Source organism: Pseudomonas sp. RIT288 (assembly GCF_000631985.1).
In the GTDB taxonomy this organism is placed as follows: Bacteria; Pseudomonadota; Gammaproteobacteria; order Pseudomonadales; family Pseudomonadaceae; genus Aquipseudomonas.
The window spans coordinates 494,368-507,647 of the sequence record NZ_JFYN01000001.1; the positions used below are offsets into that span (position 1 = coordinate 494,368).

The window sequence follows — 13,280 nt, forward strand, 5'->3', positions numbered from 1 at the left end:
CAGTGGGGACCGTCGACTCACTCAGACTGCCCTTCATAAAGCTGTGTGTGCGGATTGAATTGCCACAGATGTGGCCGGGTCATGGCCTCTTTGCCCTTGTAGCGGATCTGGCCGCGCTTATCGCGAATGTAGGAGTAGATCTCGATGTCTTTTACATCGCCGCCGTTCTTGGGCGTACCGTCCAGAACTTTGACCTCGGCGAAATAATCGCCCCCGACATGCTTCAAGTAACCGTGGCACTGGATGAGGAAGGCGAAGGTCGAGTCACCCGCTGAACCACGGCTTGAGTAGGAGGTGAAAATGAAATCTTCCTGGCCGTCGTCATTAAGATCGCCGTGATACACCACCTTGCCCTCCTCCAGACTGAATCCATCAGGTTGAAAACTTGAATGTATATCCAGGATGTAATCGGGTCTTTCCACCCATTGCGAGAGAAAATTCTTCGTATCGGTCTCCGAATTGCACAGATCCGTCGCCAGGCTCACCATCGGCAACCAGGCCAAACACATCAACAACCGTCGTTTCACTTCGTATCCTTCGAATTCATCAATTCCAGTTCACCATCCCGATACAACACCTCACACCCCATCCACGCCGGATCAACCTGCGGCCTCACCGCCGACGGCTTGCGCAACTCGCGCAACAACGTGGAGCCATGCGACAGCCGCCCGCCCATCCGCGCAATTACCGCTCGTGCTGCTTGATAGTGTGCATGCCGCCCCGGATCTAAGGTGTCTTCCAACAAAATGTCCACGCCGAGAATGCCTTGCACTTGCCCCGGATAAATCATGAAACCGGTGGCCTGCTCCGTACCTTCGCGACCGTCCTGCCAGAAGCTGCCGTCGCGAGTGCGTACGTCCGGATGCGGCGCGAACCAATGTTCGCGATCCGCCATGGGCATGGCGTGGTGCAGACGGAAGAAGATGCGCATCAGGTTGTCGCGATACCACTCGCGTACTTGCAGGTAGTAACCGCGCAGGCCCGGCAGGCCGGTCGAGTGCGCGAGGCGGATCAGCCCGGACCATTGCGGGAATGGCTGTAGCGGCAGTTCGCTCGACGCGGGTCGCGGGGTGGCCGGGTCGGTTTCCCACGGCAGTCGATGAGGGCTGTTTTCCAGGTTGTCGTAAGCGGTGGGTGGTCGGCCAAGCCAGTCCCCGCCGCTGCTGGCCAGCGCCGTGGCGATGCACAGATTGCCCTGCACCACGAACACATAGAACCGGGAGAACCAGTCGGCCAGTTGCTGACCGTCAGCACCTTGGGCGACGAGGTCGGTCAGCTCCCGGTCGAAGCGCTGCAAGCCGTGCTCAAGGCTCAGCAAATGCCCGCGAGCGATACGTTGCATGCGCAAAAACAACGGCAGCGAACGCAACATCCGCAGCGGTCGCCACGGCAGATGCGGAGTCGCGCCGCCGACTTCACCTGCATAGTTGCTGGCGCTGATGCCCCAGTCGGCCAACCGTGCGAGAAACAGGTCGTTGTTGATGTAGGACGCGCCGCCAAACACGGCCGTGAACGGCTCGTTGTCCTGCAACACCCGCGCATCCCAACGGGCCATGATCGCCGGAATGCTCGCAGCGGCCCGGCGCTGGGCGTACTCCACCAGCACACTGGGTTGCGGCGGCAGGATCTCGGCGATGTTGGCGGCCGTCAGGTGGCGGCGCCAGCCGTAGTCGCTGATCGGCCGGTATTGCAGCAGCCACAGTTGCGTACCGTCCCAGGCCCATTCGACATCGCCGGGAACATAGTGGAACACCCGCAAGACATCCTGGAGAAAGCGCCACAGCACGTCTTCGGTCAAACCGTGGGCGGCCGTGAACGTGCCACTGCGCCAGGCTTCGCCGAGCCGCGAAAGCGTCGCTCGTTCCGGGCTGATCTGACCGTCGGCAAGGGACTCAAGATGACCTTCAACCCATTCGAGTTCCACCGACAGATGACGCAGAAACGCGATGCCCGACACCTGCGGCGTGATGAAGCGCTGCACCACCACTTCCTCGACACCTTCGGCCGTCAGTTCGGCGATGCGTTTCGACACATTGGCGGTCGGCTCGCGCAGATAGGTGGTGCTCAAACCGGCATTCGCCGAGTCGGCCTGATCCTCGCCATAACTCGAGGAGCGCACCGCCCAGGTCACATCAGGTTGGGCAGCGAGAAATGCCGGCAGACGCGGATCGCTGCAATCGATGAGGGTCAACGCGGCCGGCACCGCTTGCCGGGCCAGTTCAGCCAGACGTAAACGCCCACCCTTGGTGTGCGCGACAAACCCGCGCTCGCCCGACTCCAGCCACTGTGCGAACTGCGCGGGCGAGTCGATCCACGGGTAATGGCCCCAACCGGGTTTGAGGCTTATGGTCAGATCAGCGCGAGCGAGAATCGCCGACCACGCCGCTGCTTGCTCGATACCGAGCACAGCGTCCTGATCGCCCCAGACCAGCTCGATCGGATCGGTGATCCACTCCAGCAGTGGCAACGCAGTATCAGCGCGAATCAGATCCCAATGCGGCACGAACGCACGGCAGCGCGCATAGCCGGCGCCCATGCGCTGGTATTGCGCGGGGGTCCAGGTCTGGTTGGAGAACTTGCGCGCGAACAGCGCGGGTTTGTTCGACAGCAGCCAGTGAATGGTCTTGCGAATCGGCAGCGGCGACATCAGCGCCGGCAACCGCCGCTGCCATAGAAACGCACCGACTGGCGCCAACAAAACGCTGCGGGAGAAGTGCCCCGGCCGACGTTGCAACGCATGCAACACCAGCAACGCATTGACCCCGACTGCCATGATCGCGCTGCCCTGCTGTGTCATCGCCAGCAAGGTTTGCGCGTAATCCGCCAGATCCTCACAGGGCGGCTGCGGATTGGCGCCGAAACCCGGCAACTCCAGCGGCACCACTTCGTAACGCTTGAAATGCGGCAGCGCGTCATCCCACCAATCGGCGGCGCTGCCGTTGCCGGCCAACAGGTACATCAAGGGCTTGCTCATGAGCGATCCTCAGGTCAGATCGCGCAGCGCGGCGTCGAGGGTTGGATAACGGAATGTGTAGCCAGCCTCGGTCAAACGCTGCGGCACCACGCGCTGACCGTCGAAGAACAACTGCGCCATTTCCCCTGCAAAGGCACGCACTGGCGCTGCTGGAATATGGAACCACACCGGACGCTTGAGGACCTGGCCGGCCTGCTCGGCGAACGCTGCCTGACTGACCGTTTCCGGCGCCACCATGTTGTAGGTGCCGCGCAGACTGTCGTCATTGAAAGCCCTTGCGATCACCTGAAGCACATCATCGCGATGCACCCAACTCATGATCTGCCGACCATCGCCCATGCGCCCGCCGAAGCCCAAGCGGAACGGCAGCAGCAACGGCGTCAACGCGCCGCCCGGGCCGAAGACCACGCCGAGGCGTAGCACCACCTGACGCACGCCAAACTCAGTGGCCGGTTGCGCGGCGGCTTCCCAACGCGCGCAGAGTTCGGCCATGAAGCCGTCGCCCTTGCTGGCGTGTTCATCGAGGCTTTCGCTGGCATCGCGCACGCCGTAGAAACCGATGGCCGAGGCTTGAATCCACAGTGCTGGTTTGTGCTCGGTGTTCTTCAACCAAGTCATCAACGCTTCGGTGGTGCCGACTCGGCTGGCGAGCAGTTGCGCCTGACGCTTGGGACTCCAGCGTGGGCCGGCGACGGGCGCGCCAGCGAGATTGATCACTACGTCGAAGGTTTCGTCGTGGCTGAGTTCGCCGAGCGAATGCATACAGCGGACGCGGCCGTTGAACAAGGTGGCGGCGCTCAACGGATCACGCGTTAGAACGCTAATTGAATGACCGGCGTCGAGTAATTGATTGACCAAGGCTTCACCGATGAACCCGGTGCCGCCGGTGATCAGCACGCGCTTGAAAGCGCCGCCGGCAAACGGGTTGGACAGGCTCGTTGTCTTTACTGCAGGAGACTTCCGGCGGTCATGGCGATACAGCCAGATCAGCGGCGGCAACAGCATCAGCAGCGCAAAACCGTCAAGCCACAGGTGCGACCAGACCTGTTGTTGCGCCGAGAGCCACATGTCCTGCGGCGCCCATAATAGGATGCCGGCGATCAACCATCCCCACACTGCTGGAGCTTTCAAGCGATTGCCCAAGTGCACCAGAGCGAGCATGTACAGCGAATAGCTTTGCAGCGTCGCGCCGAAAAGCGCGAGCCACCAGACTTGTTGTTCGTGGCCGGCGGCAGGTACCGCATCGGCGCCCCAGAATGCGAGTTCGAGGGTGTGCAGATAGCCGTCAAGTAATCCGGAATGCCCGGCCCAGGTCAGGGTGAGGCCGGCGAGTATGTGCGCGAGTGCGGCGGCGTATAGCCAGAGTACTAACGCTGGGCGAAGGGAGATCGAGGGGGCTGGCATTCCGTGTCCTGAGCGCATTCCTTGGGGGTGGGGAGTTTAAAGGAAAATCGCGGTCGTCAGATGCTCAAGTATTAAACGTTTAAGCGCTGCGGATTCTGGCTCACCGCTATGTGATCAAACGCGTTAGCCATGATGGCGCGTTTGATCACATCGCGGTGAAAAGGCGTCGGGCGCTGTAAACGCCCTTCTTCACTTAACCGCACTAAAAGCAGCTGATAGCCACTATCGGTTCGGCCACTTCGGACTGAAGTCGCTTAATCGCATTGATGCCCGAGTCGTTACCTTTGTCGGCGGCAAGCTGATAACAGGCCAAGGCGCGAGGAGTATCTTTCTTTCCTAGATCGCCGCTTTTCCAATAATCGCCTAACGAAACGAATGCATGCGTTGATCCCATGGTGGTAGCACGAATCAACTCTTTTTCAACGTCCAGCGGGCGCTGGCAGGGTCCTGAACCGGCCAATTCATTGCCAAAACAATAGAAGCCAGCCAACGACTCAGCACCGCTCGGCGAATCAACGGCTGCTGCTTTGAAAAGAGCCTCAACTTTGCCGTATTCCAATTGCGGGGCCATACCCGACAGACTCAGCCCGGCCGCAGCCGAACTAGATATAGGATCACCTGAAGCGGCCGCGCACAGGTAATTTTCCAAAGTCGCCTCAAAAAGTTCTCCTGTCAGTCGGTATTGCTCAAGGCCGCCCAAGCCAGCAAATCCTTGTCCGCGCTGCCAACAGAAATTCTCCGCGCGACTCATTTTCCGCGTACTGGCTACAGAAAGCTCTTTTTCAGGAATCGACCAGTCCTCAACCCCATCAAGCGTCCAGCAGGACTTCCGCGAAAAGTTGAAAATCTTGATGTTGCTGTTGCCGGCGCGTTTATCCACAACGTTAACGTGGCGGTCATCCACCTTCTCGATCTCTATTCCTTCCACTTTCCCATCGGGCACAGCCACCATTAAGGGAAACGCCATATCGCGTCCCACCTCCGCAGTAACGTAAGTCACAATCCGCCCAATATCCGACGTCCCCTTTAATACCAGCAGCTTCACGGCCTGCGCAGTTAGTCGCTTCTGCGATTCGGCATTAGCGGAGAATGCTGGAAGAAACTGTGCAAAGTCTTGCGTAGGGCACGAGCCACGTCCAATTGTCGGGCCACTCCCGGTATCGGACGCGATGTTGTCCAAAAACACTGAACGGTCACGACTCATACTGGCGATGCAATTGTTCACCGCTGCCACATGCGCCGAAGAGCCCGGTTCCGTCTCCAACGCATCGACCTGGCAATCGGTATCGCGCAGTTTGATCCAGGCGCGCTGAGCCTCCTGAACCGTTGCCTTTTGGCTCGCCGCAAGAACTGGATCGGTTTGATACCCACCCTCGAGCCGAACCATCAGTTCTTGATAACTGGTATTCAACTGCTTATCTGCAGCAACCTTGGCACTCACAGAACATCGTTCACTCTGTGAGTTCGTAGTGATATCGGCACATGCATCGTCAGCAAATGCATGTCCCCCCAACAGAGATAAACCACCAATCAGCACGGCGGGCAGCACCGGAATAAGATATTTACTCAAGGCAAATTCCAACAATATTTTGCGAAAGTGTTATTTTTAAGTCGTGCCTATTCTTCAAGGGAGATAGCCATTTTCAGAGTAGATCCATTCAGATAAACGATTGCTTCGCGCCCATTAATATCGACAGGGGTAGGATTCTGGATCATTCCTTCATCACTAGCCTTCGCAATTTTTGTTAACGTCTTATCTGCAACATTGGCACGCCAAATAGTTTCATCACCGTTCTTGAAATAAAACGTCGGCCGTGACTTGCTCCAAATCGGAGCATATATATTCCAACCGGCCTCGGGCCGACCAGCCTGCGCTATCGTTTCATACCCTGAGGTGTGCGAGTAGTACGCTTGCAATTTTCCATAATCACCACCCCAACCGAATGTCAAACCACTAACAGCATTTTCATCAGTATTTGGCCACTGCTGGAACAGCAAACTGCTTTCCAATGGCGGAGATTTTGAACCGAGCTTATAAACCATCCCCCGCAGCTGATTCTTAGAGAGCTGCTGTCGATAGAAAAACGCCCCATCCAAGATTCCCGCGAATCTTTTCCCTTCGTCGTTTGAACCCAAACTCAAAGCACCATCAAAACAGATATCTTTCGCAATCGTGTGCAATACCAGCCTGTCGTTGCGATCAACGTACTCATATAGATTACCCCGGTACGCAATCATCGCCGCATCAAAATGCCCTTCAAACACGATGACATGCAACATGCCTGAAATTGTTTCAGCGGAGATCAAAAATCGTTCGACAGCCCCTTTTTCATTGGGAAGCCATGCTAAATCAATGACCTTCCATGAGCGTTCAAACTGTGTGTACGGTTTATCACCCAACATTAACTTAATATCTTTCTGAGTTGGCCTAGGCGCAATTGGAACCGGCGACAGAAAGCGTATCTGCCGAACATAAGAGTCCTCTAAGCACTCCACTGACTCACAAGAATTACGCTCTGACTCAAGCCAATCACTCTCGATTATTTGTAAAGCTCGCCGATTTTTTATCGGTTTGAAGACCTCACTGAGCTTTTCGTCCATTGCGGACAAAGAAGGAGAACTACAAATTTTCCTTTCTACGTCCGTCGAAGCTTTGCCACAGTCGAAACTCGCAGAAAGTGCGACCGAACTGAATAGCAAAAAGATTAACGATAAACAGCAGGAGAGCGAATATAAATTTTTCATTGAATCAGCCATAAAAAATTTTCCCACCATCGAAACGGATACGTTTACGCTCCGCCTCAAAATCAAATAATTTTGCGCGACAAATAATCTGTCCCCTCTCACACGTAAAGGAAATAGCGCAAAAAAGAGAAAGAAAAGTTTGTTCATGCTCATCCAAGTCGACGCTTTCGCCCGAATGCTCTGGCTTGTCCGTTTCAACGTCTGCTCTTGTCCGGTGCCAAAGCCAATTGGCGAGCACGCTCTATCGTCGCGCGAATCAGACAGGCATCGGACCACTCACCGAAAACTGATTTATGCGATTTCGGGTCGGACTGGCACTCCGCATCTCGAAATTTCATCCAGGCTCTTTGAGTTTCCCTCAGTGCTTTCTGACCGCTTTCGTCCAGTCGACTCATACGATCCCGATATACAGAGTTCAACAATGCATCCGCGTCAGGAACCATCAGATCAAGAACACCATTTCCCGAGGGAAACCACTCAACGTCCGCCAATGCCTGTTCGCTCTCATTGTTCCAATTGTAGAGGCCGTTTTCTTCGATCTTCAGTGTGGCGGATCGCTGATGGTGATTCGTCGGATCGCTCTCGCTGACCTCCGAGCGATAAACAATTTCCAAATAGATAGGGTCGGTTGTGCGCTGAGGATCATTCAATAGCGTTTGCCGAACAATGGCCCGTTGCTTTTTGCTCTCAGTGATCTCTATCGAAAAGCACGGATCCGGCCCAGGACGTTCTGCGGACGCCTTTCTCTCCAGGCATTGATTACGAACCGCCATGGAAGGGGTATCCGAACCGTCACCCACATCAACGACTCTGACAAGCAACCGGACTTCCGGATCCTTGGAAAAGTCGGCCTGAAGGATCGTGGCAATCATCGTGCCCTCAGCCATGACCACAGGCGACAGTATTGAAAGTAAAAAAATGAGACTGAATGTGAAAATCTGCATTCCTTGGCGTCCGTAAAAAAGTCAGTGACCCGTTCAATTCTGAACGGGCCTGCGACAGAAGATAGAGTCAGAACCGACAAACGGGCCAGATCTATTTAAGTTCTCAACTAAATTCAAATCGGTCGAGCGCAACAAATAAATCCGTCCCGTTTTCCTCAAAGATTTTCTCTCATGTCCATGCACTCCCTCGCATCCGCGAGGACTTTGCGCTCACCATTATTGAGGACGCACACAGGTTTTTTGAAGGTGCCTTTCATCTTTTGACAGACAGTGCTACCCGCTTCCTTATAAACACATTGCTCGCCAGAAATTATCAACTCTTTACCTGGAGTCAAAGTCACAACTTTAGTACTTTCAATACGGTAAACGTTCTCGTAAATTGAATCACCGGACTGTTGAATATCTTTATAGGTACCGTCCTCCAACTCCGAAGCACTAGCAGGGATGTCTCCGATATATGCGGCCTTTCCACCTTTAGCTACAGCAGAAAAAATCATTACCTGAGCATTTAGACCCATATCATCACTGGTTGGATAAGAGAATATAATTATTTTATTTTCGGCCCCTACCACTTCTCTAGCAACATAATCTGACCGACATCCGCGATCAGCATTATCAAGAGAGAAGGTGACCCCCTCAAAAGAAAGAGCCAAGCTAGCTGAAGCGGAGTCTTGGTCAGCTTCCTTGCATATCAGACTATGCTCTACTGAACTAGAATATGCAGCACCACTATAGATAAAAAACGCTAATGCAATCAGTCGAATCATGTGGCTCACCTTAGAAAAATTTTAGAAGTTTATTTGTCATTGTCTCACGAGCCGGAAAATTTGCTGCAGCCGGCCACGGGTGAGCAGAGTCCGTTCCGACTAACGCACCATCCCCCCTAATACGTCGAGTCATTTGTGGAATATCGTTAGAGTCGGCGATTCCTAGCAGTTTATTTTTCGCCCAAAACCAACCTGCTGTATCAATACAAGTGAACGGCTCATCTTTTACACGATCTGGATTGACTATCACAGGCGGCCTTATCTGGGCATCTAACTGTGCGATTGTTGCAGCATTTTGAATTGGCAGCGTAGCTTTCTGCGCTCCGGTAACTGTAGCTCCAGAAATGGTAATACCCCACCACGAAGTATGCTTCCACCAGTTATTTGAAAATGAACTAGCTTGCAACCATCCTCTGTAAACCCAATAATTGGCATAGTTGGCTCTGCCGGTAAGTTGCTTCAAACCGCGCCCTCTGAAATCTCCGCCATCATTGTACTTTATGTTGCCCAACCAACCATTGTAATTCGAAGCATTAGCATACCGCCTAAAATAATCATGCGGAGCACCATTATACAGTTCAGACATCATAGCAAGTTGACCGGACTCGACGCCTGCCTGCCCAAAAAAGTGCGATCGCCTCAACCTACCGACGATTAAATACTTAGAAAGAGTTTTATTTATATGAACAAGGTATTTATTTATATTTGCATCGGATGCAGTAGGGTAAACCCCCTTCATATCGCTCTTGGTAAGCCAACCACACTGGCTGAAGGTACGGATAAATTCTTTAGGTGGAAAATGCCAATGCATATGATCGATCCCTACCAATGCAGCCTCCTCCCAAAATCCCAAGGCTTGCTGGTGAAACTTCAACTTTACGTATTGATCTTCCGGCAGCGGACCGCCCTCCGCAACCTTCTTTAACCAATCATATCGAGTATCAAAGTCATTTTTACACCACTCACTTGGGAATTTGCACACTAGTCGTTTTACACGATCTTGAACTTCAGACTTTTCAAGTAATGACTGCGTCAACTGGCGCTCTGCGACGTATCTAGTTGAAAGATCCTGCTGCTCATTAGCCGAGAGAGTTGCATATGCGGGAGATTTGGCGATGCTAACAGCATCTAGATTATCAGAAACGACTTTACCAGCATCCAAATTTAGTACAGCTCGGATGAATTGAGACTGGCAGTGGCTATCAGCATCTGTATCGTCATCTACTAACTGCCACCCTTGCCAATGCGGAAAATCTGCATCACTAAATTTAGTCACAGAAAAAGAATTTAGATCTATCCAACCAGCCTTACTTTCTTCACCAGTTTTTCCTGGAATTTTTATTTTCCGCCAATGGGCCGCATCAGCTGGAATAAGCTGGTCTCCGCTCAACACTCTACCAAACCTAAGCAGTTCGAATCCCGCGCTAGGCGACTTAGGGAACTTTTCGGTCGCCGTGTTATATAGGTCGTATTCATAACTACCACTCTCGGTCTGCGAGCCTAGCTCAAAGCCTGAATGGCTATACGTTGTGAGCTTGCACTGCCCTTTGGCAAAGCTCATTTTAATAAACATACCATTTTGCAGCTCTGAAGCTAGTGACCAATCATACCCCTGAACTGAATCGTTAACATTTGATGTGGGCGCTCCAGCCTCTTGGATAGGGGCTGGCCCTGAAGGCATGGCTGGGCATCTATAAACAACGGGCGAATCATTCTGTGCTGAAAGGATGTTACTGGGTGCTCTTTCGTAAACAAGTACTTCTGGAGGAATAAAAAAATATGCATCACCCCAAACGCAATCTGATCGCCCATGAGCGGTCAGAAAATTCAAATCCCTTTCCTTCCTACCTACTAGCTTCTCGATTTGACTTTGATCCGCGACAATCTCGAAATGAATTCTCCCACTTTCTCCGTATATACTACCCGCCTCGCCAACTTTATCTTTACGGGAAACAGCTTTACCCTTCTGGGGCGCAGTAATTAATATTTTCGAAAGGTGCATGTAAATAGAAAAAAATACGACCTTCGCCTTTTCTCCTTCACCTATTTCTGTTTCATGTCGAATAACTACGCATCCGTCATCAGTCCATTTATTCCGATAGCGTAATGCATGATCTGGAGGCGCAGTGCTTTCGTGGGTAGGCTGACGAAAATAAGCCAGAGTGCCATCTGATATAGCTTGTACGGGCAATGAGTTCCCTCCCTCCTTGGGAGCGGTCAAATGAATGCCGCCATGCCAGTTGAGATCAAAGCTCAACGGATAACCACCATCACCGGGAATACCACCCACCATGGCACGCGCAAGATAAGCATCGTCGGTTTCACCCGCCACTGGAGCAGGAATAAATGGAGGGCTAATGATCATTCAAAAAATTCCTTGTTCATATTGACGCTTGTCCGTTCGCTCAAAGCGAGAAAGGGTAATCAACTGTCGGCTTAACCTTCTCAGGCACCGCATTCCCCAACGCCTGATCCATCAAACTCCCCGCCTTATCCTTATCCGCCGCCCCCGGCAGCACCGGCGGCTTAATCCCGATCCCGGTGCCATTCCCCGGCGAGCCCCCGGCATTAATCTTCACCACCGGCCCAACCACGGTCACACCACCACCATCCAGCTTGATAAAGCTCCCACCCCCAAGAATGGTCAGCTCTGTCCCCGCCTCAATAACAATCTTGTCCCCAGCCTTGAGGTGAATCTCTTTGCCCACGCTGGTGAGCTGCGCAGTCCCCAGCTTCACATGCTGGTTCTGCCCAACCGTGAGGTGATCATCCAGCTTCGCTTCAACCTTGCGGTCGGAAATCGTGGTGCGGTGTTCTTCAGCCTTAAGCTCGGTGTAGGTGTTCTTCACCACGGTGTCGTGACGTTCATTCCCGACCCGAATCTTCTGGTCGTGCTCGATGTTTTCGTCCCAGTCGCGCTGGGCGTGGATGTAGATCTGCTCCGCGCCTTTTTTGTCTTCGATGCGCAGTTCGTTGTAACCGCCGCCGCCCGGGGAGCTGAGGGTTTTGAAGACGCTGCGGGTTTTGTTGGCCGGCAGTGCGTAAGGCACCGGGTTTTCCTTGTGGTACAGGCAGCCGGTGACGAGGGGTTGGTCGGGGTCGCCTTCGAGGAAGGTGACGAGGACTTCCATGCCGATGCGCGGAATGCTGATCGCACCGTAGCGGTCGCCGGCCCAGGAGCTTGAGACGCGCAGCCAGCAGCTGGTCTTGTCGTCGGCCAGGCCTTCGCGGTCCCAGTGGAACTGGACTTTGATGCGGCCGTATTGGTCGCAGTGGATTTCTTCGCCTTTGGGGCCGGTGACCATGGCGGTCTGGCTGCCGAGCACGCGCGGTTTCGGGTGTTCGAGGGCCGGGCGGTAGAACACGTCCCACGGGGTGGCGAGGAAGGTGTTGCGGTAGCCCTGGTGGAAGTCGTCCTTGTTGTCGGTGGTGTCGCTGGTCACGCCTTCTTCGAGGACTTGCGGCTGTTTGCCTTCGTGGAAGATTTCGGTGAGCAGCCACAGGTCGTTCCACTCGCTGCGCGGGTGGTCGGACATGGCCATGAAGTGGCCGCTGACCAGTTTGGTCTGGTCGCCGCGACCTTCGGCCTGGCGGTAGTCGGCGCGATGGCGTTCGAGGGCGCGCTGGCTGAGGAACTTGCCGCGCGCGCGGTCGATGAAGCGGCCCGGGTAGTCGTAGTCTTCGAGATCCGGTTCAGTGCTCTCGCCGTCAGGCTTATACGCGGCCTCCATCTGCAGGCGCGGTTTTTCGAAGTCGTAGTCGCGGCGCGTGGTGCGGCTGGTGCGGGTTTCCAGGCGCAGTTTGAAGCCTTTGATCACCGGCTCTTCGGCGACCATGCCGCTGCCCTGTATGTAGGCGGTCGGTTGGCCAAGGTCGGGGAACACAGTCTGGTCATCACCGAACACCAGCAGGTGGCCCTTCTCGCTGTGCTGGAAGTGGTAGTGAATACCCTCCTCTTCGCACAGGCGCTGGACGAAGTGCAAATCGGTTTCGTCGTACTGCACGCAGTAGTCGCGATCCAAGCACGGCTGGCTGAGCTGGAAGCTGTAGGCGTTACCCTTGATCCCGTGTTCGTCGAGGATCAGCGCGATGATTTTCGGCGCCGACATCTGCTGGTAAATGCGCTGGTTGGTGCGGTGATGCAGGTATTGCAGTTGCGGCACCAGCGAGACTTTGTAGCGAGTCAGGCGCTTGCCGGCATCACCCTGGGCGACGCGGTAGATCTGGCCGTGAATGCCCGAGCCCTGTGGATCGAACGCGAGGAACGCCTGCTTGTGCAGGAGTTTTTCCAGGTCCAGATCGGGGTTTTCGCTGACCAGTTCGAGGTCGAAACGAAACGGCTGGCTGATGCCTTCGGTGCCGGTGAACGACAGCACTTGCAGGTCGCCCACGTAGTCTTCGACCTTGAGGCTGAAGTGGGTTTCGTTAGCTGGGTTGAACATAAAG

Annotated in this window: 9 protein-coding genes; all 9 read right to left on the reverse strand. The window is 54.3% G+C overall.

Annotated elements, in window-relative coordinates; genetic code table 11:
* Positions 1-17: 17 nt before the first annotated feature.
* The 9 genes from BW33_RS02270 to BW33_RS02315 all read right to left on the reverse strand — a co-directional run bounded on the left by BW33_RS02270 (position 18) and on the right by BW33_RS02315 (position 13,276).
* On the reverse strand, positions 18-527 hold the full coding sequence (locus BW33_RS02270; protein WP_236645180.1) for a hypothetical protein: 510 nt from the start codon (positions 525-527) through the stop codon (positions 18-20).
* Positions 524-2,974: an alpha/beta fold hydrolase gene (locus tag BW33_RS02275; protein WP_047596816.1), complete on the reverse strand. Its 2,451-nt coding sequence runs from the start codon at positions 2,972-2,974 to the stop codon at positions 524-526. The genes BW33_RS02270 and BW33_RS02275 overlap by 4 nt, the downstream gene beginning before the upstream one ends.
* 9 nt (positions 2,975-2,983) lie before the next feature.
* Positions 2,984-4,378 (reverse strand): TIGR01777 family oxidoreductase, encoded by a 1,395-nt coding sequence (locus tag BW33_RS02280; protein ID WP_081794157.1) that lies wholly within the window; start codon positions 4,376-4,378, stop codon positions 2,984-2,986.
* A gap of 202 nt (positions 4,379-4,580) precedes the next feature.
* The gene (locus BW33_RS02285; RefSeq protein ID WP_047596818.1) at positions 4,581-5,948 is read right to left on the reverse strand and encodes a lysozyme inhibitor LprI family protein; all 1,368 of its coding nucleotides are present in this window, start codon (positions 5,946-5,948) and stop codon (positions 4,581-4,583) included.
* A 47-nt stretch (positions 5,949-5,995) separates the two neighbouring features.
* The gene (locus BW33_RS02290; RefSeq protein ID WP_236645181.1) at positions 5,996-7,270 is read right to left on the reverse strand and encodes a lysozyme inhibitor LprI family protein; all 1,275 of its coding nucleotides are present in this window, start codon (positions 7,268-7,270) and stop codon (positions 5,996-5,998) included.
* Positions 7,271-7,317: 47 nt separating this feature from the next.
* Positions 7,318-8,067, reverse strand: a complete 750-nt coding sequence (locus BW33_RS02295) for a lysozyme inhibitor LprI family protein (RefSeq protein WP_047596819.1) — start codon at positions 8,065-8,067, stop codon at positions 7,318-7,320.
* A 155-nt stretch (positions 8,068-8,222) separates the two neighbouring features.
* Positions 8,223-8,834 (reverse strand): hypothetical protein, encoded by a 612-nt coding sequence (locus BW33_RS02300; RefSeq protein WP_003229548.1) that lies wholly within the window; start codon positions 8,832-8,834, stop codon positions 8,223-8,225.
* Between the two features lie 10 nt (positions 8,835-8,844).
* Complete coding sequence (locus BW33_RS28810) at positions 8,845-11,199, reverse strand: M23 family metallopeptidase (RefSeq protein ID WP_152546077.1); 2,355 nt, start codon at positions 11,197-11,199, stop codon at positions 8,845-8,847.
* 40 nt (positions 11,200-11,239) lie between these two features.
* Positions 11,240-13,276 carry a type VI secretion system Vgr family protein gene (locus BW33_RS02315; protein ID WP_047596823.1) on the reverse strand — a complete coding sequence of 679 codons (2,037 nt, stop codon included), beginning with the start codon at positions 13,274-13,276 and terminating at the stop codon, positions 11,240-11,242.
* Between the last annotated feature and the right edge of the window lie 4 nt (positions 13,277-13,280).